Here is a 22,582-nt window from a genome sequence, read left to right as displayed (position 1 = left end):
AATGCTGTTAGCTATAAAAGCATAATTTTGCGCGCATAAAACCAAAATATGGCACTGGACAAAATTTTATCAATTGCAGGAAAACCTGGTCTTTACAAACTGTTAACCCAAACCCGTACTGGTTTTGTTGGCGAATCCCTTTTAGATGGAAAACGGGTAACGGTAGGCATGCGCAACAACGTAAGTGTATTGTCCGAGATTGCCATTTACACCCTGCAAGAGGAAGTGCCTTTAAGGGAAGTATTTTCCAAAATCAAGGAAAAGGAAAATGGCCAAAAAACAAGTGTGAGTCATAAAGCGGAGAAAATTGCCTTGGAGGAGTATTTCTTTGAAATATTGCCCAATTATGACGAAGATAGAGTGTATGCCAGCGACATTAAGAAAATAATCCAGTGGTATAACCTGCTTTTGGATAACAAAATCACAGACTTCACCGAAGCAAAAGAAGAAGAGGTTACGGCCTCATCATCCGAAGAAGAATAAATCTTATTCCGGCCAGTCCACCAGTTTGGTTGGGTAAAAATTCACCTCCATTCGAGATAAATAGGGTACCTGTTGGGCAAGCCTTAGTTTATATTCATCCCAATTTCTGTGAGCAGCAGGAGACCAACCCATTTCAGCAAAACCAATGGCCCTGGGGAAAGCCAAATACTCCAATTCGGCACTGTTACTAATGGTCTCCGACCATAGCGGCGCTTCAAGGCCTAAAATACTTTCTTGTGGCAGTTCCTCCAAAAAGGTGTTGGGATCCCAATTGTAGGCAACATCAACAGGGATCATTCCAGCCCATGTTAGTCCATATTCAGAAATGGAATCGTATTTCATATCCAGGTACATTTTCTCAGCGGAAGAAACAATGATTTTGGATCCATTCTTGGCGGCTTTAACAGCATTATGTGGTTCGTTCCACAATTGTAAGACACTGGAGGAACTGATATCTGCCTGTGCAATTTCGTTCCAGCCGACGGGCGTCTTCCCATGCTTTAGCACAATTTTCTCCACCTTTTCCACAAAGTGGATATAATCCTTCTTTTTGGTCACATGACTTTCGTCCCCACCAATATGAAAATAAGGCCCGGGTGTAATCGCAGCAATTTCACGGATTACGTCATCCAAAAATGCGTAGACAGTGTCTTTTCGTGTATGAAATGAGCTATAGCCCACCAACATATCGGTTCTCACCCTGGGCGTGTCTGCCTTACCACCCGCATGCAGTATGGGATAACTTAAGGAAGCCGCATTGGTATGCCCCGGCATGTCTATTTCGGGGATGATGGTGATGTGTCTTTCCGCGGCGTAAGCCACAATATCCTTGTATTCCTCCTGGGTATAAAAACCTCCTTCACCACCACCAACTTCACTGACACCGCCCACTTCGGTAAGTTTGGGCCAGGATTTGATTTCAATACGCCAACCTTGGTCATCTGAAAGATGGAGGTGTAACGCGTTGTATTTGTAGTAAGCAAGAATATCCAGGTATTTTTTTACCTCGTCCACTGTGAAGAAGTGACGTGCAACATCCAGCATGGAAGCTCTATATGCATATCTGGGTTCGTCCAGCACTTTTCCCGTGGGAATTAACCAAAGTGGATGGTCCACTAAAGTATCGTTGGTCTGTTCGGGAATGAGTTGGCGCAGCGTCTGAATCCCTCTAAAAGCTCCAGCAGCAGTCTTGGCATTTAACAGAATGGAATCTTTTTTAATGTAGAGTTGATAAGATTCAGGACTTTTCAGGTCCTCGCTATCTGATTGGTTGATATATACCACACGCTCCATGGGCTGTTCGTCATTGGTGTGGTTTACGCCCAGATTCAATCCCGTTTTTAGTTTGATCTTTTGGGACAGAAACTTGCCTACTGCCTCAAAGTTGGAGTCTGTTTGGGTGGTGAAAATAACGGTTCCGGCATCAAGGGCAAATGCGCTGTTGGTGGCAATGGTTTTAACCGGCTTTGGAATCAAGGCAACTTCCGCCAGATCCGTTTTAGGAAAATTGATTTCCTTCTTTTTAGGTTGACAAGCCGCCAAACAAACAACGACTACAAAAATCCAAATCACTCTTAATTTCATGACTATAAAGTATGGTTTACGTAATTTTTAAGGACTTGGTGCCACAGGTCATAACCTTTGACATTCATATGCAGTCCGTCTTCAATAAAAAGATCTCTCTTAAGTTTTCTTTTGTTCAGCATCACATTCCAAACGTCCGCGAATCGGACCCCTGGGGTTTGTGCTGCCAGTTTTCGAAGTCTTTTGTTGAAGCGCATATATTTCCGCTTCAAATGCCATCTGGAAATGCTGGGCTTTGCAGAAATTAATACAATATCCATCTCTGGCCGTCTGGTTTGAAGCACCCCCAGGATATCTTCCATGGTCCCAATAATTGCCCTAGGGCTTTTTTTGGCGCTGATATCGTTGTCCCCCTCATAGATAAACACTTGCGAAGGATTGTAATCCAGAATCAGTTCGTCCAGAAAATGCTCCAAATCGGAGGACTGGGATCCCCCAAAGCCTGTGTTCAAAATATGCGACTCCGGGAATCGTTCTTGCAAATCTCTCCACATTCGAATACTGGAACTGCCCGTAAACACGATGGTGTTTTTGGAGCTGTCCCAAACTTTCCGGGTATTTTCCTGAACCTCTTTGACCTCTCCCGAAAAGGGCAGGGACTCCTGACCCATAGCAGAGCTAAAGGCAAATAAAAACAAGGTTGCGATTAAGAGCGACTTCATTCTAAACTTCATGACTATGTAACTTGTTGATAAATAATTTCATGTTGTCCAAAATTAGCTAAAAACCAGTCTTCCTAAATGTATGGTCTTTGTACTTTTAGATAAAATTTTATAGATGAATGAAAGATCTGGGCAGCTAAAGGCCATTGACCGGCTGCTTACTATCATGGATGAATTAAGGGCTGGATGTCCCTGGGACAAAAAACAGACCATGCAGACCCTGAGGCATTTGACCATTGAGGAAACCTATGAATTGGGCGATGCCATTTTGGATAACGACCTGGAGGAGGTGAAAAAGGAGCTGGGCGACCTTTTGCTTCATATTATATTCTATGCGAAAATTGGTTCGGAGACCCAGGACTTTGATATCGGCGATGTGGCGAATGGGATAGCTGAAAAGTTGATCAATAGGCATCCTCATATCTATGGGGATGTAAAAGTGCAGGATGAGGAAGAGGTAAAGCAAAATTGGGAAAGCATCAAACTGAAAGAGGGAAAGAAGAGTGTGCTTCAAGGTGTTCCCAATAGTTTGCCGGCCTTGGTCAAGGCCAATAGAATACAGGAAAAGGTGGCCGGGGTAGGATTTGATTGGGAGCAACCCGAACAGGTTTTTGAAAAGGTACAGGAAGAACTATCAGAACTTCAAGAAGAATTGAAACAAGGCAATGCCGATCGCTTGGAAATGGAATTTGGGGATGTCCTTTTTTCCATGGTCAATTATGCCCGTTTTTTGGACATCAATCCTGAAAATGCCTTGGAAAGAACCAATAAAAAGTTCATCAAGAGATTTCAATATCTGGAACAAAAAGCAAAGGAGTCAGGTAAAACGCTCAAGGAAATGACCTTGGATGAAATGAATGTTTTTTGGGAAGAGGCCAAAAAAGTCTAACAAATCTCACGGGGAATAGTCGACAATTTTCAATAGTTTTATGCCTCTTCAAAATAAAACCTTGAAAATGACATCCATAACCAAAACCAAAATTCTCCCATTCATTTTTGGGTTGGCAGTTCTTGTATCCTGCAAATCAAAAGTAGAGTCAGAGGTGCCATCCCAACCCAATATTTTGTTCATTTTATCTGATGATCACACCTCACAGGCGTGGGGACTGTATGGTGGAATCCTCCAAGATTATGTTCAAAATGAAAACCTCGAGCGGTTGGCTAGGGAAGGGGCGGTTTTAAACAACGCTTTTTGTACCAATTCCATTTGTACACCAAGTAGGGGAGCCATATTAACCGGCCAATACAGTCATGTAAATCAAGTATATACACTTAGCGAGCCCTTACCAAAAGGCCACCCTAACATTGCCAAGACCCTATCTGCAAATGGCTATCAAACCGCTATAATTGGAAAATGGCATTTGGTAGGGAAACCCGAAGGGTTTGATTATTTCAATGTGTTGCCTGGGCAAGGTTTGTATTGGAACCCCATTATGAAAACTGATGAGGATTGGGTAGATGGATACGACAGTACCAAAGGTACCGTCCATGAAGGTTTTTCAACGGATGTGATCACGGATTTGACCATTTCGCACTTGGAACAACGAGATACGGAAAAGCCATTTTTGATGTTCTGTAATTTTAAGGCCACCCATGAGCCTTTTGAATACCCCAAACGATTTGCCCATCTGTATGAAAATGAAGAGATACCAGAACCGGAATCCTTATTGGATTTTGGGAAAGAGACTACTGGCAGAACGTTTGGAGGGCAGATTTTGGAACGTTTGGCGGACAGATGGGAAGGAGCCACCAAGAACCCTGACGTATTCTGGACGCAATACCCTGGATTGCCCTACCCGCTGGATGGTCTGGATAGTATTCAAAAGCGGAAAAAAATCTATCAAAAATTGGTAAGGGACTTTATGCGCTGTGGAGCGGCAATTGACGATAACATTGGCAAATTATTGGACTGGTTGGAAGAGGAGGGAATCGCGGATAATACCATTGTGGTCTATACAGCAGATCAGGGCTACTTTTTAGGGGAGCATGGCTTTTTTGACAAACGTCTCATTTATGAAGAATCCCTTCGGATGCCCTTCGTAATTCGATATCCAAAGAAAATAAAGGGAGGACAGCGCATAGACGACATTATTCTTAACATCGATTTTGCTCCGTTGCTAGCTGATTACGCGGGAATTGAAAAACCTGCTTACATGCAGGGGGAGAGTTTTCGCCCTATCTTGGAAGGCCAGCCTCAGGAAGATTGGAGAAAGCAAATGTACTATCGTTATTGGTTGCACAATCCGGTGAGACCTGCCCATTTTGGAATAAGAAATGATCGGTACAAACTGGCACTTTTCTATGGTCAGGACCTGGGAAAAAAAGGAACTACACCTGAAAGTACAGAGCCCCAGTGGGAATTCTACGATTTGCAGGAGGATCCCAGGGAAATCAGAAATGCGATTGACGACAAGAAGTATACGACCATTATTTCCGAGATGAAGGACCAGCTGCTCCGAGAGCGGGCCAAATACGGGGATTTGGATAAAGATTATCCGGTAATGCGGGAAATTCTGACCACGGCCTTTGAATAATTTTTATCCATAAAATGGTTCGGTTAAGGTTTGGGGAAGCAGTATATTTGGCTGCCTAAACCCATTCAATTGCTCTCTAACTATACCAAAGAGTTTGCGTACAATCTCCGATTGGCCTATCCCGTTATTTTGGGAATGTTGGGCCATACTTTCGTTGCCTTTGCCGATAACATAATGGTGGGCCAACTGGGTACAGCCGAGCTTGCCGCTGTTTCCCTGGGCAATAGTTTTGTGTTTATAGCCATGTCCTTGGGCATTGGTTTTTCCACGGCCATAACCCCTTTGGTGGCGGAGGCGGATGGAGCAGGGGACAAGGCCGCAGGGAAAAGTGCCCTGAAACACGGTTTGGTATTATGTACCCTGCTCGGAATTTCCCTCTTCGGAATTATCCTGCTATGCAAACCATTTTTGCACTACATGAAGCAACCTGCCGAAGTGGTTGAACTGGCCATCCCTTATTTGGAATTGGTAGCCTTTTCGCTGGTACCCTTGATTATGTTTCAGGCGTTCAAGCAGTTTTCAGAAGGGCTTTCCCAGACCAAATACCCGATGTATGCCACGGTCTTGGCCAATGTCATCAATATTGTGATCAACTACCTGTTGATATTTGGCTCCTTTGGGTTTCCCAAACTGGGAATAGTCGGGGCGGCAATTGGAACCTTGGCATCCCGATTTATCATGGTGGGCTACATCTGGTTTTTGTTGAAGCGAAAGGAAAAATTCCAGTTCTACGTGACAGGATTTAATTTTAAGAACATTGAAAAAAGGATCATCAACAAAATCATAAGCTTGGGTTTTCCCTCGGCCTTACAGATGTTTTTTGAAGTGGCCATTTTTACCGCGGCCATTTGGTTGAGCGGGGTTTTGGGCAAAAATGCGCAGGCTGCCAACCAAATAGCATTAAACTTGAGTAGTATGACCTTTATGGTGGGAATGGGGCTCAGCGTTGCGGCAATGGTTCGGGTAGGTAACCAAAAAGGGCTTAGAAGGTTTGGGGAATTACGGCGGATTGCCCAATCCATTTTCTTTCTCACCTTGTTGTTGGAAGTTATTTTTGCCGCCCTCTTCTTGATAGGTAGGCATTGGTTGCCCACCATTTATTTGGATGTGGATGATATGGTCAATCAAATGGACAATACCGAAGTAATAATCATCGCGGCCAAATTATTGTTGGTAGCGGCCTTTTTTCAAATTTCGGATGGAATTCAGGTAGTTGTCCTAGGGGCGCTTAGGGGCTTGCAGGATGTTAAGATACCAACCTTTATCACCTTTGTGGCTTATTGGCTGATAGGGTTTCCGGTTTCGTATTATTTCGGGTTGTTTTCGGAATTAAAAAGTACGGGCATTTGGTTGGGGCTTTTGTTGGGGCTGACGGCATCAGCTGTAATGTTGTATATTCGATTTAACTATCTGACCAAAAAGTTGATAAGAACCAATTGAGACTTTAATACCTCGCATTCAAAACAAACGCATGGAATTACCAAAATTTTTGTTGGGAGATAATACAGATCATCCTGATTCCATTTTTATCGTTCATACAGAGTATCCAAGATTCATAATCAATCTTGAAAATGATGAAGTGGAGTGGTTGGAGGAATTTTCCAAGGAGGATGAGGCAGAATTGGCTGCGGAAGCAGAAAATTTGATAGAAGCTGCCACAGCTTTTTATGATCGGGAAGTTTCCAGATACAACGATTAATAGATGCTTGAACAACTCCTACAGCTGGACCAAGAGCTTTTTTTATACCTCAACGGACTTGGAACCGAGACTTGGGACGGGTTTTGGATGTTCATGACCAGAACCAGGAATTCCGCTCCACTCTATGTCTTCTTGTTGTATTTGGTATTTAAAAATTTTGGAACCAAAAGGACGTTGGTGGTACTAGTTGCCATCGCCTTGCTGATTACCTGCACCGACCAACTTTCCAATTTCTTTAAGTATGGCATTGGTAGGTTGAGACCTTGTCATGACCCAGAAATCAGTGACATTATGCGTTTGGTAAAAAGTTACTGTGGCGGCAAATTTGGTTATTTCTCCGCCCATGCGGCCAACTCCTTTGCTCCAGCCACATTTTTTGCGTTGTTGTTTAAGGGCAAGGTTAAGTTTATTGGTTGGATAATGATCCTATGGGCAATAATTGTAGCCTACAGTAGAATTTATATTGGTGTCCATTTTCCTTTGGACGTACTCACTGGTGCAGCCATTGGGGCTTTCTTTGGTTGGGTATTTTACAAGTTGTCTATATTTGCCTTCCAAAAAATGGGTACATGATATCTTCTGTAAGGTATTGGTTTTTAATAGCATTGATTCTAGTGGTGTACATTGCCGGTCTCTTTGTGACCCTTTTTGAAAATGATTCCGCCCAATTTGCAGTAATGGCCATGCGAATGGTGCAGGAAAATGACTTTTTCACACTGATTAAGGGCACTGAGGAATATCTGGACAAACCCCATATGCATTATTGGCTCGCTGCCTTTTCCTATAAGCTGTTCGGTATTCATGATTGGGCGTATAGAATCCCAGGTGTCCTGGCCATCTTTTTGGGAGCCTATAGTTGTTTTGGACTCGGGAAATTGCTCTATAATAAGGATGTTGGCAAGCTTTCAGCCATAATATTTCTGACGGCACAAACCATTGTTCTTTCTGGAATTGATGTCCGTACGGATGCTGTATTGACCGGTTTTTCCATTTTTGCGATATGGCAATTGGCCTTGTATGTTGAGAAGAATACATTGACCCATGTATTGTTGGGAGCTTTGGGAGCTGGATTGGCCTTTTCCACCAAAGGGCAAATTGCGTTGGTTGTGATTGGTATGGCACTACTTTGCCATTTGGCCTATACCAGAAAATGGAACCGATTATTGAATTGGAAGATTTTCTTGGCCCTGCTGGTTTTTGCCATTGCCATTGCTCCCATGCTGTATGCATACTATCTGCAGTTCGATTTACACCCGGAAAAAGTGATTCGAGGCAGGGACCATAGAAGCGGCATCTTTTTTATTCTATGGGAACAGAGTTTTGAACGCATGAGTGGTCAAGGAGTTGGGAAAAACAGCAGCGATTTCTTTTTCTTTTTCCATACGTTCCTGTGGGTCTTCTTGCCTTGGACCGTTTTGGCATTAATGGGCTATTGGAGTAGAGTCAAGGTTTTTATAAAAATGCGATTTAAGTACCATCGCCAGTTTGAATTCCTGACCTTGGGTGGGATTACCATCTTGTTTTTCCTGATAAGCTTGGCTCAATTTAAGCTACCGCATTACATCAATATTTTGATTCCCTTGTATGCCATTTTATCCGCTTCTTATCTATACAAGCTGTATAAATTCCAGAAACGTAAAGTGATCAAAATCATACTGGGGATTCAGTATTTTATCTTGAGTTTGGTTTTTATAACCACGGTACTCATCTGTTTTTATGCATTTCGATTTGAAAAAACCTACTGCTATTTCCTTTTAATAGCCCTTTTGGGAATTATTACTTATTTCTGCTTAAAGCGCGAAGTTTATTATCTACGAATTATAACCATTTCGGTTTGTAGCTCCATGCTGCTAAATGCGGTGTTGAACATGCATTTTTATCCGAACTTGTTGACCTATCAAGCAGGCTCTACCATGGCTGGGATTGTGGAAAAGGAACAGATACCGGTTGATGAAATTTATAAGATTTCTGAAAGGCATACCTGGGCTTTGGATTTCTATAACCAGCATCCCGTAAAAATCGTTCCCATCACGGAATTGGAAGACAAGCAGGGAATCTGGATATATGCTACAGACGCTGAACTGGAACAGATGGTCAATTCTGGATATCATTGGCATGAGCAAATTACGGTTGACCAATTCCGAATTACGCGCCTACAACTGAAATTTCTAAATCCCAACACTAGGGTAAAGAAATTGAACAAAATGCACTTGGTTCAGCTGGACTAAGAAACCATTTCCAGTTGAGGTTTCTTAAAGTGGTAGACTATCCCGAAAAAGGAAATCAGAGCAGTAATCAAGAAAAACACGAAACTAATACCTATGGATGTGTTGGCATCCAATTCCAGCCACTTTGCGCCATAAAGAAAAGTGACTTCCCGACTTCCAATACCTCCTATGGTCAATGGAATCACCGAAACTATGGATGAAACCAGAAAAACAAAGAGGTATTCCACAACATCCCAACTTATGGACAAGGATTTTAAAATACAAAGAATGCAAATCAATTGGGTGCCTTGAACCAAGGACGAATATCCCAGAGATTTCCAAAATACGGGCAAACTAAAACTGAAAAACTTTTTGTTGAGCAACCAAAATGTGAACAGGGACAACGGGATACAGAAGGCAACCAACCATTTGATATCTTGAAATATGGGTTGCTGAAGCAGCATCGCCAAAATGCAGATATAGATAAAAATAAGGAGCATTCCGCTTAAACGATCCAACAGCAATACACCCACTACTTTTTTGGTACCGGATTGGTATTTCTTTTGGATCACATAGCCCTTGTAGGCATCGCCTCCAATACCTCCGGGAAGGAAAAGGTTATAGAACATACCCAGCAAGTACAATTTTAGGTTGCTGAACTGAGTAATCCGTACCTCTATTTGATGAAAATAAAGATTCAGCCTAAAGGCCGCCAAAACCTTGGACAGTATAAATAGCATAATGCCAAGAAAAAGATATGTTGGCTTGCTATCCTTTAAGGTGCTTACAACATCCTTCAGGTTTATTTTGGTGAAAATAAAATAGATCAAGGCGGCACTGACAACTATTTTCAGTACGGTGATGAGTCTTTTACGCAGCTTTTCCGTCACCTATGCTTATTTTTTTGATCCGGTACGGTCTTTTTTGTTGGGATTCATAGTAGGTGCGGATCAACAGCTCCATTACAATACCGATGGTAAACAATTGAATGCCCCCCAGAATGAACATCATCCCAAAAATCAAAAGAGGTCGGGTGCCAATGTCCTCACCAAATCCAAGCTTTACGATTAAGAGGTAGATGTTGATGAAGATTCCCAAGATGATCAGCAATACCCCAAAAATTCCAAAAAGGTGGATGGGCCGTTGGAAGTACTTCCGAATAAAAAGCAGCAACATCATATCCGCCACTACTTTGAAAACACGTTCAAGACCATATTTGGAAACCCCAGCATGCCGCGCATGATGCTTTACGGGAACCTGTTTGATCTGTCCACCTTCCAAATGCGCCAACAGTGTAATAAAACGGTGCATCTCCCCATAAAGATTCAATCCTTTGGCAATGTCCTTAGTAAAAACTTTTAAGGCGCAGCCGTTGTCCTTAATGTCCAGTTTTGTGACCCTTCGCACCAAGAAATTGGCAATTTTGGAAGGGATTTTTTTGACCAAGGAATCCTTTCGCTTTTGCCGGATACCGGTAATCACGTCATAATCTCCCGAAATGGCTTCCTCCAACATTTTGGGAATGTCGGATGGGTCGTTCTGAAGGTCGCCATCCATGGTAATGATATACTCCCCTTCAGCATAATCAATTCCTGCCGCCAAGGCCAAGCTTTGACCGTAATTCTTTTTCAGTTCTATGAGGTGTACCTTGGAATCATCCATTCCTTTGACCACCTTACGGGTTTTGTCCTTGGAAAAATCGTCCACATAAATGATTTGGTAGTGGTACCCCTTAAGGCTTTCATGGATTTTCTCCGTCAAAAGAACCACATTGTCTTCTTCATTGTACAAGGGAACCACAATGGACAGAAAGGAATCGGTAACAGTGCTCATGAATTGGCTTATAGACGGAGCAAATTTACTTCTTTTATTTAAGTTCTTGGGTCAGGCTTGTCAACAAGGTTTTTGCCGCATAAAAGGGTGAGATTTTGTTGGATTCGATATCCTTGAGCAAGCTGTCCCTTTGGGATTTAAATGACTTTTTCTGATGAAAAAACTGCTTCAATTCCTCATCAACGGTTTGTAGGAACCAATTTTTGTTTTGGGTCTTTCTGTTTTTGTCAAAATGCCCATTTTGGATGGATTGGTTGGCAAATTCTTGAATCATGTCCCAAATTTCCAGAATTCCAGTGTTTTCCATTGCAGAGCACCGTAGCACTTTGGGAGTCCAGCCATTTTCCTTTGGAGGATACAAATGCAGGGCCCTGGTAAATTCGGTTTCGGCCAATTTGGCCTTCTGCAGGTTATGTCCATCCGCTTTATTGATGGCAATGGCATCCGCCATCTCCATAATCCCGCGTTTTATGCCCTGAAGTTCATCCCCGGCACCGGATAGTTTCAGCAATAGAAAGAAATCGACCATGCTGTGCACTACCGTTTCACTTTGACCCACTCCTACGGTCTCCACAAGGATCACATCAAATCCAGCAGCCTCACAAAGAATAATGCTTTCCCTGGTTTTTCGTGCCACCCCACCCAAGGATTCGCCTGATGGAGAAGGTCGGATAAAGGCATCGGTATCCTTGGAAAGTGATTGCATGCGGGTCTTATCCCCAAGAATACTTCCCTTGCTCAAGGTGCTTGTGGGATCCACAGCCAAAACAGCTACCTTTTTTCCAAGACCGGTAAGGGTTTTGCCCAGGACTTCAATAAACGAGCTTTTACCTACGCCCGGGACACCTGTGATACCAATTCTAATGCTTTGGTTTGGTTTGGCAAGGCATTTTTCCACTACAGCGTTGGCCTTTGCAAAATGATCCGGATTGGAACTTTCCAGCAGGGTAATGGCCTTGGAAAGCATGGTTTTATTACCTTCCAAAATCCCATCAATCATTTGTTCTAACGGGATTTCCTGCCTTCGGAGTTGTTTAATTTTGGAAACAGTATTTTCAGGTATGCTTTTTTCGCTGGCCAAGGGCAGAATACTTAGGTTTTGTACGAAGGTATAAAGTTTTCCCATGGCAACCGAATCGTGGGATTTCCCATTTTTTGTTAAAAAAGCTGTAAAACGACACTATTTTGCAACGGGCCCAAATTTGTATCGTCCTTAATGCAAACAACGAAAACACCAAACCTTTAACTCTCCATGTTTCAAATTGAACTGGTAGAACAATGTAAGGCAAACGACCGCAAGGCGCAGATGCAATTGTACAAGCAGTATTGCGAGGGTATGTATGCAGTAGCTGTACGATTTGTCAAAGATGCGGATGATGCAGAAGACATGGTACAGGAAGCCTTCATCAAGGCGTTTCAGCGCATTCACCAGTTTAAGGGCGAAGTCACTTTTGGGGCGTGGTTGAAACGGATTGTGGTAAATCGGTGCATCGACTTTTTAAAATCGAAACACCAACAAAAGGTAGAGCTCAACGAAGGACACTTACATGTAAGTGATGATGAGGATTGGAGTGTGGATGATGGTGTAACCTTGGAAAGGGTCAAAAAAGCGATGGATGGCTTGCCTGAAAAATATAGGTACGTGGTACAACTGTTTTTGATAGAGGGGTACGACCACAGTGAAATAGCGGAGATTTTGGGAATTTCCGATACCGCGTCACGTACCCGATTACTGAGGGGGAAAGCACAGTTAAAAGAAAAACTTAAAGATGTAGCTTATGGCACAGGATCTTAGAAAAATGTTCGAAAAGGAAAGGGAGCAGAAGACCTATTCCATGAAGAAAGGACATGAAGACCGGTTTTTGTCCAAATTGGAGCAGGAAATCCCAGAAGTGGTAGTTGCTAAAAAGTCCAAGGGGATGTTCTGGTTAAAAATAGCGGCTTCCATTGCGGTGGTGTTTGCCCTTGGGGCTTACTTTTTAGGCAGTAATAGCCCTGTTGACCCTGATTCCAATGGACAAGTGGCGGGAACCGATTCTGATGAAACCGAAATCCAGACCATCTCGTTGGGAGACCTTTCCCCGGATTTACAAAAAATTGAAAATTATTACCTGACCAACATTAACCTAGAACTGTCCGAATTGGAGTTTTCCGAAGAAAACAAAGTGATCATTCACAGTTTTATGGATCAGTTGGTCCAATTGGACGAAGAATATCAGGCATTAAATAAAGAGTTGAATAGTGTTGGACCCAATGACCAGACCATCAATGCCTTGATCAAAAACCTGCAAATACGCTTGCAGTTGTTACAGAAGTTAAAATCAAAGTTGAATCAATTAAAATCATCAAAAAATGAACAGAATCAATCCAATATTATTTAGTGTTTTCCTCCTGTTTCTGGCCAGCTTTATAGGCCAGGCACAGGAAAAAACCAAAACCTACAAGGAGACCTTCAATGTGGGCGATGAAACGGTGTTGAACATTGACACCAAACATGCCGACATTGAGTTTGAAACTTGGGACAAGCCGGCGGTTGAAATTACAGCGGTAGTGGAGCTGGATGGCGCTTCGGATGAAGAAGCTGAAAACTACTTTAAAAAGGATGCTGTAAAAATTATGGGGAACAGCAAGGAGATTCAAGTTAAGACCAGCGGGAGTGATTATAGCATAGTTACCTCGGGAAATATGAATTTAGGAGATTTTGACATTGTGATTCCGGATGCCCCTATGGTTGAACCCATTTTTGAACAGCTTGAAATTCCTGAATTGCCAGAGGTGTTCGTGTTGCCGGAACTACCACCATTACCCCCTGTACCTTTTACAAATTTCGATTATGATGCCTATAAAAAAGATGGGGATAAATATTTGAAGGAATGGAAAAAATCATTCGACAAGAGTTTCAACAAAGACTACCAAAAGAAATTGGAGGAATGGAGCGAAAGGATAAAGGAAATGTCCGAGGAGCGGGAGCAAGAGCGGGAGGCTCTTATGGAGCAGCGTGAAGCCCTTATGGAGCAACGTAAAGTCCTGCGGGAAGAAGCTAGAGCGGTACGCGATGAGGCACGGGCAGTCCGCGAAGAAGCTAGGGCAAAACAAAGGGAGCATCGGCATAAGCAGAGGGAACAGATCATAGAGAGTAGAACCTTTACCATTCGAGGAGACGATGATTCCAACATCTTTTACTTTTCTTCGGATGACGGGGAGCATAGAGAGTACAAGGTGAAAAAACGTATCAAGATTAAAATGCCGAAGTCGGTGAAGTTAAAAATGAACGTTCGGCATGGGGAGGTAAAACTTTCCGCCAATACCAAAAACATTAAAGCAAGCTTGTCCCATGCAAGCTTGCTTGCTTCAACCATCGATGGCGACCGAACCGATATTAGGGCGTCCTATACGCCTGTTGTGGTCCAAAAATGGAATTATGGTCAGTTAAAGACGGATTTTTCGGAAAAAGTGGACCTTAAAGAAGTAAAGGAACTGAGATTGAATGCCGTTTCCTCCAGGGTTTCCATTGATAAATTAGTGAACAAGATCTTTGTTACCAATAACTTGGGTTCGGTACATATTGAATCTGTGGCGGATTCCTTCTCCAATATTGATATCACTGTGGAGAACGGAGAAGTGGATTTCGGATTGCCCAATGTACCTTTTGCTATCTATGTGAATGAGACCTTGTCTGACTTCGAGTTTCCTGAAAGTTTACAAATGGACAGTTCCAAGAATTACAATACCGTAGTGCACAAAGGCTATCACATCAACAATAAAGGTGATAAAACCATCAACATTAATTCCAAGTATAGCGAAGTAGTGCTAGATCAATAGACGAATGTGACAAGCACAGTCAAAAGTCAAAAAGTTCAAATCCCAAATCCCAAGTATCAACTCTCATTAGGCAATTAGCCAACTGCCTTCAATTTTCCCTTTTCCACTTTCCATTTTCAATTCTCCATTCCTTAGAAGAAGCACTGGTTTAGTCAAGCAATAGGTTAGTGGCTTTCTTCCTTTAAGTACGATTTGAAATTCTCTTTGAACCTGTTTAATCTGGGGATGGACACATTCCTGATATAGGAGTTGTTCGGATTCCTCTTCTCATAATCCTGGTGATAGTCCTCGGCTTTGTAGAACTTATTGAATTTCACCACCTGGGTCACAATGGGTCTCCCATATACCTTGGAAGCTTCCAAGGTTTCTATATATTTCTTAATGATGTTTTTCTGCTCCTTGTCTTTATAAAATGCAATGGAACGGTATTGGGCACCCCTGTCAGGTCCCTGTCTATTTAGTGAAGTAGGGTCATGTGAGCCAAAAAATACCTGGACCAATTCGGTAAAACTGATTACTTCAGGATCATAGTATACTTCCACCGCCTCTGCATGATGCGTTCTTCCGTAGGCCACTTCCTCGTAAGTTGGGTTTTTCTCAAAACCTCCTGAATACCCAGAATGTACCTCTGCGACACCTTTGACACTCTCAAAAATGGCCTCAACGCACCAAAAACAACCACTGGCAAAATAAGCGGTTTCATAATTTTGAAGGTCCTTCTGCACGGCAACAGGTGTTTTTTCAACTTTTTCTTGCGTAACGGCAACCGTCTTATCCTGTTGTATAGTTTTGGGCTTACAACCCGTAGAAGCGATGAAAAGCATCGCAAAGAGAATTACTTTCATTATTGTAAACTTAAATTTTCTTGTTGGTCGGGCAGAAGGTGCGCGCATTACTATAGTTCAAGGTTAATTAAAAACTAAATCTCAATGCTTTCCCCAATTTCTGGAAGCAACAATTCCTTGCCTTGGGCCTTAAAATAGGATTTGGCGGCTTGTTTATCCAATACAATGGGTGGGAAAGTATCATAATGGCAGCCCAACAATGTATTACATTCCACAAAATCACAAGCCATTGCGGCATCTTCATATCCCATGGTAAAATTGTCACCAATAGGCATTATACATAGGTCTACCGATGGTGAGGTGAGGGGAATCAATTTCATATCCATTGTAAGAGCGGTATCTCCAGCAATATAGATGGTTTTTGAACCGGAGTTTATAACAAACCCTCCAGGGTTTCCCCCATACGTACCATCAGGGAGCACGCTGGAATGAATGGCGTTCACATATTTTAGGGTTCCAAATTCCACATTGTGTTTACCTCCATGGTTCATGGGATGGCCTTGGATTCCTTTTTCGGCAAACCACTGTACGATTTCAAAATTGGAAATGAGCAGAGCATCTGGATTGTTCTTTGCAATAGTCTCCACATCCAATACATGATCTTGATGGCCATGGGTCAATAATATGTAATCTACCGCAATGGTATTCACATCGATGTGAGAGGCAAATTCATTTCCACTGATAAATGGATCAATAATGATTTTGGAGTCGCCAATCTCAAGATGGATGGTTGCATGGCCGAGAAAAGTAATTTTCATAATGGAAGATTCAAAAAATCGGGATTAGGGTTCACGAATTGCACCTGAAATTATGAAATAAACGGTATTGACCCAAAACTTTCATCCGATGATTTCACCAAAAAACCAGATGAAGTGCATGGTCTGTATCAGCTGCTATTCCTAGGAATATCGATGAAATGCACAAGCTATCGGCAGCCTGTTTTTTTGCCTGAAATCTTTCATCGAGGATAAAATACACTTCAGCCGAAAAAAGTTCCCACACCGAAAAAAAAGGAGGGTTAAGCGATGAAAATCTGAGCCGGATAGACCCCAAGGTAACTTTACCATGTAAAAATAACCCAAGTCATGAAAGCAATTTTAACCATCATCGCAATCGTCTTTTTCGGAACTGTAGCTATGGCGCAAAACGTTTCCAAAGAGGTAAAAGTAGAAACTACTACTGTAGGTGTTGAATTGAATGTTGAGATTCAGGAAGAGACTAAAAAGGATAGCGAAGTAGCTAGACTATATATGTTCAAGAACTCCAGAATCAAGAAAGCACTTTCTTTCAGAACTAAAAGAAACAAGTCTAAATTGGCTTAATCATGATATTGGAAATCGCAATACCATTTGCTTTATTTCTTAGTACCGCCTTTGTGGTGGCATCCATTTTGTTCTCTTTGCGCAAAAGAAGGCCAGAATCCAATACGGATACGCTTAATCGGATTAAATCGCAGGAGAGCGATTTTTAAGCCATTGCACCTGCTTATTCACCTATTTTAGAAATATCTAATCAACACACCCCCGTTATGGACATCATTCTAATCCCGGTTGCTTTATTTTGTAGTTTAGTTTTTGTTTCTGCTGCTGTACTATTGTCTTTACGTCTTGCAAAAGCCCCTTCGCATCGTAAATAATGCCATCTTTGATGGTATAGGTAACCCCGCCCACACGAACAACTTTGTTATCTTCCGTGAGTTTCACGGCTCCTGTGCCGTAAAGAACTTTCAGGTTTTTTAGGGGATTTTCGTCAACAACCACAAAATCTGCCAATTTTCCGACTTCCACGGTACCTATTTGGTCCGACATACCCAATGCTTCTGCCCCGTTTAAGGTGGCAGAGCGAATAATTTCCAACGGATGGAACCCAGCTTCCCGTAACAATTCCATTTCCCGAACATAGGCAAAACCATAAAGCTGGAAGATAAATCCGGAATCGGAACCTGTGGTGACCCTACCGCCTCTATTCTTATATTCATTGACGAAAGTCATCCATAGTTTATAATTGTTTCTCCAGGCCACTTCCTGTTCTGTGCCCCAATCGTGCCAGTAAGAGCCATGTGATATTTTACTGGGTTGGTAGAAGGTCCAAAGGGTTGGCAGGGTATAATCCTCATGCCATTCTGCCCTTCGCGCCCTATGTAGATCCCTACTGGCTTCATAGATGTTGAAAGTGGGGTCTAGTGTAAAGTCCAGCGCGATTAATTCGTCCATTACCTTGTTCCAATGTTCTGAATAGGGTTTGGCCGCCTGTTCCCATAATTTTCCCGCTTCCTCAAACCGATGTTGTTCGTTTTGATAATTGTAGTCTAAGGGATAGTCCTGTACCGTCCTGTCTTCAAACAAGGCCTCGGGAAGCCCGTACCAGTGTTCCATACTGGTAAGCCCTGCCCTGGCAGAATGCAGCACATTCCATCGTGCTACGTCCATTTGGGCATGGTGGCAAGCCGAACGCAGCCCCAATTTCTTGTTTTCGTCCAGAGCGGCGGCCATAATTTCTGGAGCTGCCCCAAAAAACTTGATACCATCCGCACCTTGCTTGGCATTGGATCTCACCCATGCTCTTGCTTGTTCTGGGGTACTAATGGGACCGTTGTCCAGAGGGTTAAAATCTTTGGTGGTTTGTCCAAATGCGGTATAAGCCTGGATTCTGGGAGCAATGATTTCATTTTTTTCGCTCTTCCGTTTAAGATCCAAAGTCCAAGCAATGCCTCTTCCCGCGGGTTCCCTAACAGTTGTAATGCCATGGGCCATCCAAAGCTTAAAGACATAATCGGAATCTGCGCCTTGGGCCACACCGCCAATATGGCCGTGCATATCCACAAACCCCGGTAAAAGGTACATACCTTCGCAGTCCAGCTCTTTGCCACCTGCTTTAAGTTGAGGTCTTTTACTTTCATCAATCTTGACCCCTGGGTAACCCACAACTTGGATATCCACAATTTTGTTGTTTTCAACCACAATATCGATGGGCCCTCTTGGCGGTGCTCCGTTACCATTGATTAGGGTGACTCCACGTATGATAAGTTGTGGAAAGGGGCCTTCACTGAGATTATCCTGTCCTAAAGCCAGGAAGCTATTGCAGAGAAGCAAAAGGATCAGCAGTTTTTTCATGATATCTTATTCTGGAATTTCAATTTTATCACCTAGAAACAGTGCGTTTAGGAAAAGTCGATTGGTGCCATACCAAGACCCCCTAAAATTCGGATTATCCGCAAAGAGAACCACTCTTCCACTCCCAACTTTACTTACAATTAAGGAAGCGGAGGGTTTTAGGAAGTCTTCCATGTTTTTCTTGGTAATGAAACCGTCAATATGTGGGTTTTTGGCATACTTGGCCACGGTCGCATATTCATTTTTGCTTGGAGCCAACCAAACCGAATTGTTCTTGTATACTGGGATAGAGCTATCGTGATATCCAAAGGCCAGGGGATGGGTAATATCCAAATCCACCTTGAAGATTCCTCCACCAACGCTCTCTTTGCCCAGATATTCAGGAGCATCCACATAGGGTTTTCTTACTACCGTCTTAGTGGAATCCTCTTCCTTCTCCGTCAATCGTTCCTTAACAAGCTTCTTTTCAATGGCCCACTTGGAAGCTGTTCCAATCGTTACCAGGGTATTCCCCTTACTAACCCAATTTTTGATTTTTTCCTGCTGCTTTTTGGATAAATCATAGTTCCCGGACACCATGACCAAGGTATTGTACTTGTCCAAATTGGCCCCTCCAAAGTTGCGCATTGGAATTTTGGTGATGGGCATGTGCACTCGGGTATCCAAAAGATGCCAGACTTCTCCAGCGTCGTAAGAGCGGACACCGTGCCCTATCAACAAGGCAGCTTTGGGTTGGGTAATAGGCTCCACGTATCTACTCCCCAGATCGATTCCCGCAGCACTGTAACCCGTAGCCGCTGCATAAATGGGCACCTGAAATTTCTTTTGGGCTTGCTGAATTAGCTTATATACTTCATCGGAGTCCTTTTTCTGAAGACTGACTGCCACAACCAAAGCCCCATAATTAAACCTTTGATTGCCAGTTACAGTTTTTGCTGTAAAGGGTTTAAAAGATGACGATACCACTAAACCTTCAGACTGTAAATAATGCAACGCGGCGACAGCGTTGTAGTCATCATAATCAATGATATAGGCATAATCCGTCTTTGACACCCCGTTGGGATTTACCAAATTATCCAAGGAGGTGATTTGCTCTCCTAAGTTTAGGTTGGACACCGGCTTGTATTTCATGTTATAAAAGTTGGCCACAGACCAAGCCGATGCATCGTAATATACGCTGTCCCGGTACTTTTCATAAGTTTCGAACATCGTCTGAACCATTCGATATTGAGGTTGTCTTGTAGGAACCACAAATTGGCCTCCAGAGCGGTAAACGTCCACTTTATGGAGGAGCAATTTATCTACAAACGCCTTGACCCTATTTGGATCATGGTCATCCCTAAACGTATAGCCTTTGACTCTACTTTTGGAAGCATTGGTCAACGCACTTTTGAAGAAATCCTGTTGGTATTTCCTTAATTGCGCTTTGTTTTCCACGGCAGCTTTTACCGTTGCCATGCTTGAGACGAATTGGTTTCTTATGGTAAATGGGAAGGTGATTTCCCCAAATGCCGTGGTTTGTTTATGGCCTCTTGAACTGGCTTGCTCAAATAACAAAGCCAATCCACCTTGTAAATCGGGGTAGGAGGAACCATATCCAGGATAAGTCCCGTCAAATACCTCTTTGGTAAAGTAAAACGAACCAATACTGTCCAAGGCTTTGGCGAAGTAGTCCCCAAATAGGTTGTTGAGGTCGATATAATTTTCCTTGGGCATTATGGGATCCCAGGAAGCGTTGTCTTTCATCGGCTCAAAGAAATAGGAACTTTGGGTGCCCATTTCATGAAAATCCGTGACCACATTGGGATACCATTGGTGGTACCAAGTCAATTTGCCACGACTTTCTGGATTAATGCCCAAAAGCCAATCCCTATTGAGGTCAAACCAATAGTGGTTGGTTCTTCCTCTAGGCCAGTATTCATTGTGTTCCGCATCTTGTGGATCCGCCACTAAAGGACTGCCCTGGTACATATTGGCCCATTGGGTATGCCTGTCCCTTCCATCAGGATTGATGGTGGGGTCAATAAAAATTACCCCATTATTGATGTAGTTGAGGATCTCTGGGTGGTTGGATGCGGCAAGGGTATAAGCCGTTAACAATGCAGATTCTCCTCCGGAAGGCTCGTTCCCATGCACATTGTACCCTAAATTGATGAAGATGGGTACTTCACCATAGTTGGTAGGGCTTTGATTTGGATCCACAAACTGCAAATGCTGACTTTTGATTTGATCCAAATTGTTCAGATTGCTCGGAGACGTGACCGTTAGCATGATCAATTTTCTACCTTCGTGCGTTTTTCCATATTCTTGGATGCTAGCTCTATCGGAAGTTTCCGCGAGCTTTTGGAAATATGACACGATCAAATCATGACGGGTGTGGTGTTGACCTATTGGGTAGCCCAGAAACTCTTCGGGCGAGGGAACATCGGAATTAAAAGGATGGTATTTTTTGAGGAAATAGTCTTGTGCTGAAACTGTAGTACCTGTAAAAAGTACTGCCAAGAGTAGTTTTTTCAACATGTTCGGAAAGATTAAGTTAATCTCCTAAAGATAGAAAAAGGATTTAATCAATAGCCTTGATTTCCTCTATAATTTCCTCGAATTCCAAACGGTAATATGTGCCTTGTTTTTCAGGGTCTCGTTCAATGGTTCCCCTAAGTTGTCGGGCAAGGTTGTAAATAAGCTTAAGACCTAAGGACTTTGAAGTTTCCGGACTGATATCATTTGCATAGCCCACACCATTATCGCCCAGATGCATTTCATAACGCTTTTCAGACAACTGGCGCAAGGAAATCAGGATTTCCCCGGCATCATCGCCCTTTATTCCATATTTAAGCGCATTGGTGATGGTTTCGTTGATGATCAATCCCAGGGGAATTACGGTATCAATACTGAGTTTGTAATCATCTACATGAAGGTTGACCTTTATTTTATTGGTGTTTCCCTTTACGGACCGAACTAGATAATTGCAAAGCTCCTCCACATAGGGCCGCAACTCTATCTTGGATAGATAGTCGTCTCGTTTGTACAACATTTCATGAACCATGGCCATGGAGACCACCCGATTTTGGCTACTCTTGATGATGCTGCTTATTTTCTCATCGGAAACCGCCCTGGATTGCAAACTCAACAAACTGGAAACGGTCTGGAGATTGTTCTTAACCCTATGGTGTACTTCTTTGAGCAGGGTTTCTTTTTCCTCGATCCGCTCCTGTACTTCTTTTCTGGACTTATATAAATTGTGATGGGCACGTAGAAGGTTCCTTCCAAAAACTCCTCCCAATAGGTACACGGCAAAGACAACGCTTAAAAAAGCAAACCATCTTCTGGAACCTTCGGGAACCATGTTCGCCGTAAGATTCAAATCGGCAAGATCATACACAAATATGGCGGCAACCAGTACTAGATTTACAATAAGATAAAACTGTCCGTACATCTTGGTGGTCACATAGCCTGCAAAAACCACAATGGCCAACACCAAAATAAATGGGCTTTGGATTCCTCCGCTATGGATGGTGATCAATATTCCACCAGCCATTGCCAGCAAAGACGCAATGTTGTAGGTAGCGGTAAGGTTTTTATGCTTGTTGTACAGATAAGTATTCAGAAAATTTATAGCTGCGTAACCAAAGAACACATAAGGGATAATGCCTTTTATATCCAAGAGAAAAATGCAAACAAGCCCAAAAATTATGGAAGTTAAGATGGAATTGTGGTTGACCTTAAGAATCAACTGGATTTTATCCTGCAAACGACGATTTTCCTCGTTGGGCATGTTCATAGTCATGGTATGGTTATTC

At 42.8% G+C, this 22,582-nt stretch carries 22 protein-coding genes; 12 read left to right on the top strand and 10 right to left on the bottom strand.

Going from position 1 to position 22,582, the window contains the following annotated elements; all coding sequences use genetic code 11:
* The first annotated feature begins 48 nt into the window (after positions 1 to 48).
* Positions 49 to 483, top strand: a complete 435-nt coding sequence (locus ACOOE0_RS18300; protein WP_420400347.1) for a DUF5606 domain-containing protein — start codon at positions 49 to 51, stop codon at positions 481 to 483.
* A 3-nt stretch (positions 484 to 486) separates the two neighbouring features.
* Here ACOOE0_RS18300 and ACOOE0_RS18295 read toward each other — a convergent pair whose 3' ends face one another.
* Together ACOOE0_RS18295 and ACOOE0_RS18290 are read right to left on the bottom strand one after the other, a co-directional pair.
* Positions 487 to 2,067 carry a family 20 glycosylhydrolase gene (locus ACOOE0_RS18295; protein ID WP_420400346.1) on the bottom strand — a complete coding sequence of 527 codons (1,581 nt, stop codon included), beginning with the start codon at positions 2,065 to 2,067 and terminating at the stop codon, positions 487 to 489.
* Between the two features lie 2 nt (positions 2,068 to 2,069).
* Positions 2,070 to 2,741: a GDSL-type esterase/lipase family protein gene (locus tag ACOOE0_RS18290; protein WP_420400345.1), complete on the bottom strand. Its 672-nt coding sequence runs from the start codon at positions 2,739 to 2,741 to the stop codon at positions 2,070 to 2,072.
* A gap of 103 nt (positions 2,742 to 2,844) precedes the next feature.
* Here ACOOE0_RS18290 and mazG point away from each other — a divergent pair, with 103 nt between their 5' ends.
* From mazG to ACOOE0_RS18260, 6 genes are all read left to right on the top strand, one after another.
* Entirely contained in the window at positions 2,845 to 3,618 is a 774-nt protein-coding gene (mazG, locus tag ACOOE0_RS18285) for a nucleoside triphosphate pyrophosphohydrolase (RefSeq protein WP_420400344.1), read from the top strand.
* 67 nt (positions 3,619 to 3,685) lie between these two features.
* Positions 3,686 to 5,263, top strand: coding sequence for a sulfatase (locus ACOOE0_RS18280; protein WP_420400343.1), 1,578 nt, complete (start codon positions 3,686 to 3,688; stop codon positions 5,261 to 5,263).
* A 69-nt stretch (positions 5,264 to 5,332) separates the two neighbouring features.
* The gene (locus tag ACOOE0_RS18275; RefSeq protein WP_420400342.1) at positions 5,333 to 6,703 is read left to right on the top strand and encodes an MATE family efflux transporter; all 1,371 of its coding nucleotides are present in this window, start codon (positions 5,333 to 5,335) and stop codon (positions 6,701 to 6,703) included.
* A gap of 31 nt (positions 6,704 to 6,734) precedes the next feature.
* A complete protein-coding gene (locus ACOOE0_RS18270; protein WP_420400341.1) occupies positions 6,735 to 6,962 on the top strand; it encodes a hypothetical protein in 228 nt (75 codons plus the stop codon).
* Between the two features lie 3 nt (positions 6,963 to 6,965).
* A complete protein-coding gene (locus ACOOE0_RS18265; protein WP_420400340.1) occupies positions 6,966 to 7,535 on the top strand; it encodes a phosphatase PAP2 family protein in 570 nt (189 codons plus the stop codon).
* A complete protein-coding gene (locus ACOOE0_RS18260; protein WP_420400339.1) occupies positions 7,532 to 9,190 on the top strand; it encodes an ArnT family glycosyltransferase in 1,659 nt (552 codons plus the stop codon). The genes ACOOE0_RS18265 and ACOOE0_RS18260 overlap by 4 nt, the downstream gene beginning before the upstream one ends.
* On the opposite strand, the gene ACOOE0_RS18255 is transcribed toward ACOOE0_RS18260, so the two are convergent.
* From ACOOE0_RS18255 to meaB, 3 genes are read right to left on the bottom strand one after another with little or no spacing between them, the layout of a single operon-like run.
* Positions 9,187 to 10,059 (bottom strand): lysylphosphatidylglycerol synthase transmembrane domain-containing protein, encoded by an 873-nt coding sequence (locus ACOOE0_RS18255; RefSeq protein WP_420400338.1) that lies wholly within the window; start codon positions 10,057 to 10,059, stop codon positions 9,187 to 9,189. The genes ACOOE0_RS18260 and ACOOE0_RS18255 overlap by 4 nt on opposite strands.
* A complete protein-coding gene (locus ACOOE0_RS18250) occupies positions 10,040 to 11,002 on the bottom strand; it encodes a glycosyltransferase family 2 protein (protein WP_420400337.1) in 963 nt (320 codons plus the stop codon). Before ACOOE0_RS18250 ends, ACOOE0_RS18255 begins: the two co-directional genes overlap by 20 nt.
* Positions 11,003 to 11,036: 34 nt before the next feature.
* Positions 11,037 to 12,128 carry a methylmalonyl Co-A mutase-associated GTPase MeaB gene (gene meaB / locus ACOOE0_RS18245; protein WP_420400336.1) on the bottom strand — a complete coding sequence of 364 codons (1,092 nt, stop codon included), beginning with the start codon at positions 12,126 to 12,128 and terminating at the stop codon, positions 11,037 to 11,039.
* Positions 12,129 to 12,254: 126 nt separating this feature from the next.
* Between meaB and ACOOE0_RS18240 the strand changes: the two genes are divergently transcribed.
* Genes ACOOE0_RS18240 through ACOOE0_RS18230 form a run of 3 tightly spaced genes read left to right on the top strand, consistent with a single transcriptional unit; the run spans position 12,255 to position 14,824 of the window.
* Entirely contained in the window at positions 12,255 to 12,797 is a 543-nt protein-coding gene (locus tag ACOOE0_RS18240; protein ID WP_420400335.1) for an RNA polymerase sigma factor, read from the top strand.
* The gene (locus ACOOE0_RS18235) at positions 12,781 to 13,383 is read left to right on the top strand and encodes a hypothetical protein (RefSeq protein ID WP_420400334.1); all 603 of its coding nucleotides are present in this window, start codon (positions 12,781 to 12,783) and stop codon (positions 13,381 to 13,383) included. Before ACOOE0_RS18240 ends, ACOOE0_RS18235 begins: the two co-directional genes overlap by 17 nt.
* The gene (locus ACOOE0_RS18230; RefSeq protein ID WP_420400333.1) at positions 13,355 to 14,824 is read left to right on the top strand and encodes a hypothetical protein; all 1,470 of its coding nucleotides are present in this window, start codon (positions 13,355 to 13,357) and stop codon (positions 14,822 to 14,824) included. Before ACOOE0_RS18235 ends, ACOOE0_RS18230 begins: the two co-directional genes overlap by 29 nt.
* 164 nt (positions 14,825 to 14,988) lie before the next feature.
* Here ACOOE0_RS18230 and msrA read toward each other — a convergent pair whose 3' ends face one another.
* Positions 14,989 to 15,669: a peptide-methionine (S)-S-oxide reductase MsrA gene (gene msrA / locus ACOOE0_RS18225; RefSeq protein ID WP_420400332.1), complete on the bottom strand. Its 681-nt coding sequence runs from the start codon at positions 15,667 to 15,669 to the stop codon at positions 14,989 to 14,991.
* A 74-nt stretch (positions 15,670 to 15,743) separates the two neighbouring features.
* Positions 15,744 to 16,427 carry a metal-dependent hydrolase gene (locus ACOOE0_RS18220; RefSeq protein WP_420400331.1) on the bottom strand — a complete coding sequence of 228 codons (684 nt, stop codon included), beginning with the start codon at positions 16,425 to 16,427 and terminating at the stop codon, positions 15,744 to 15,746.
* 327 nt (positions 16,428 to 16,754) lie between these two features.
* On the opposite strand from ACOOE0_RS18220, the gene ACOOE0_RS18215 reads away from it, so the two are divergent.
* Together ACOOE0_RS18215 and ACOOE0_RS18210 are read left to right on the top strand one after the other, a co-directional pair.
* Positions 16,755 to 16,991 carry a hypothetical protein gene (locus tag ACOOE0_RS18215; protein ID WP_420400330.1) on the top strand — a complete coding sequence of 79 codons (237 nt, stop codon included), beginning with the start codon at positions 16,755 to 16,757 and terminating at the stop codon, positions 16,989 to 16,991.
* A gap of 2 nt (positions 16,992 to 16,993) precedes the next feature.
* Entirely contained in the window at positions 16,994 to 17,140 is a 147-nt protein-coding gene (locus ACOOE0_RS18210; protein ID WP_420400329.1) for a hypothetical protein, read from the top strand.
* Between the two features lie 64 nt (positions 17,141 to 17,204).
* Here ACOOE0_RS18210 and ACOOE0_RS18205 read toward each other — a convergent pair whose 3' ends face one another.
* Genes ACOOE0_RS18205 through ACOOE0_RS18195 form a run of 3 tightly spaced genes read right to left on the bottom strand, consistent with a single transcriptional unit; the run spans position 17,205 to position 22,563 of the window.
* Complete coding sequence (locus ACOOE0_RS18205) at positions 17,205 to 18,782, bottom strand: amidohydrolase family protein (RefSeq protein ID WP_420400328.1); 1,578 nt, start codon at positions 18,780 to 18,782, stop codon at positions 17,205 to 17,207.
* A gap of 6 nt (positions 18,783 to 18,788) precedes the next feature.
* Positions 18,789 to 21,302 (bottom strand): M14 family zinc carboxypeptidase, encoded by a 2,514-nt coding sequence (locus tag ACOOE0_RS18200; protein ID WP_420400327.1) that lies wholly within the window; start codon positions 21,300 to 21,302, stop codon positions 18,789 to 18,791.
* 43 nt (positions 21,303 to 21,345) lie between these two features.
* The gene (locus ACOOE0_RS18195; RefSeq protein ID WP_420400326.1) at positions 21,346 to 22,563 is read right to left on the bottom strand and encodes a sensor histidine kinase; all 1,218 of its coding nucleotides are present in this window, start codon (positions 22,561 to 22,563) and stop codon (positions 21,346 to 21,348) included.
* Positions 22,564 to 22,582 lie beyond the last annotated feature (19 nt).

It is taken from the genome of Flagellimonas sp. (assembly GCF_965215805.1).
GTDB lineage: Bacteria > Bacteroidota > Bacteroidia > Flavobacteriales > Flavobacteriaceae > Flagellimonas.
This window is presented reverse-complemented; position numbering and strand designations above follow the sequence as displayed.

Excerpts from the sequence above, each read along its gene's own strand:
- ACOOE0_RS18265 (WP_420400340.1), top strand. The coding sequence starts at position 6,966 with ATGCTTGAACAACTCCTACAGCTGGACCAAGAGCTTTTTTTATACCTC.
- ACOOE0_RS18205 (WP_420400328.1), bottom strand. The coding sequence starts at position 18,782 with ATGAAAAAACTGCTGATCCTTTTGCTTCTCTGCAATAGCTTCCTGGCT.
- ACOOE0_RS18280 (WP_420400343.1), top strand. The coding sequence starts at position 3,686 with ATGACATCCATAACCAAAACCAAAATTCTCCCATTCATTTTTGGGTTG.
- ACOOE0_RS18260 (WP_420400339.1), top strand. The coding sequence starts at position 7,532 with ATGATATCTTCTGTAAGGTATTGGTTTTTAATAGCATTGATTCTAGTG.
- ACOOE0_RS18215 (WP_420400330.1), top strand. The coding sequence starts at position 16,755 with ATGAAAGCAATTTTAACCATCATCGCAATCGTCTTTTTCGGAACTGTA.
- ACOOE0_RS18210 (WP_420400329.1), top strand. The coding sequence starts at position 16,994 with ATGATATTGGAAATCGCAATACCATTTGCTTTATTTCTTAGTACCGCC.
- ACOOE0_RS18195 (WP_420400326.1), bottom strand. The coding sequence starts at position 22,563 with ATGAACATGCCCAACGAGGAAAATCGTCGTTTGCAGGATAAAATCCAG.
- ACOOE0_RS18240 (WP_420400335.1), top strand. The coding sequence starts at position 12,255 with ATGTTTCAAATTGAACTGGTAGAACAATGTAAGGCAAACGACCGCAAG.
- mazG (WP_420400344.1), top strand. The coding sequence starts at position 2,845 with ATGAATGAAAGATCTGGGCAGCTAAAGGCCATTGACCGGCTGCTTACT.
- ACOOE0_RS18290 (WP_420400345.1), bottom strand. The coding sequence starts at position 2,741 with ATGAAGTTTAGAATGAAGTCGCTCTTAATCGCAACCTTGTTTTTATTT.
- ACOOE0_RS18220 (WP_420400331.1), bottom strand. The coding sequence starts at position 16,427 with ATGAAAATTACTTTTCTCGGCCATGCAACCATCCATCTTGAGATTGGC.
- meaB (WP_420400336.1), bottom strand. The coding sequence starts at position 12,128 with ATGGGAAAACTTTATACCTTCGTACAAAACCTAAGTATTCTGCCCTTG.
- ACOOE0_RS18250 (WP_420400337.1), bottom strand. The coding sequence starts at position 11,002 with ATGAGCACTGTTACCGATTCCTTTCTGTCCATTGTGGTTCCCTTGTAC.
- ACOOE0_RS18295 (WP_420400346.1), bottom strand. The coding sequence starts at position 2,067 with ATGAAATTAAGAGTGATTTGGATTTTTGTAGTCGTTGTTTGTTTGGCG.
- ACOOE0_RS18235 (WP_420400334.1), top strand. The coding sequence starts at position 12,781 with ATGGCACAGGATCTTAGAAAAATGTTCGAAAAGGAAAGGGAGCAGAAG.
- ACOOE0_RS18300 (WP_420400347.1), top strand. The coding sequence starts at position 49 with ATGGCACTGGACAAAATTTTATCAATTGCAGGAAAACCTGGTCTTTAC.
- msrA (WP_420400332.1), bottom strand. The coding sequence starts at position 15,669 with ATGAAAGTAATTCTCTTTGCGATGCTTTTCATCGCTTCTACGGGTTGT.
- ACOOE0_RS18270 (WP_420400341.1), top strand. The coding sequence starts at position 6,735 with ATGGAATTACCAAAATTTTTGTTGGGAGATAATACAGATCATCCTGAT.
- ACOOE0_RS18200 (WP_420400327.1), bottom strand. The coding sequence starts at position 21,302 with ATGTTGAAAAAACTACTCTTGGCAGTACTTTTTACAGGTACTACAGTT.
- ACOOE0_RS18230 (WP_420400333.1), top strand. The coding sequence starts at position 13,355 with ATGAACAGAATCAATCCAATATTATTTAGTGTTTTCCTCCTGTTTCTG.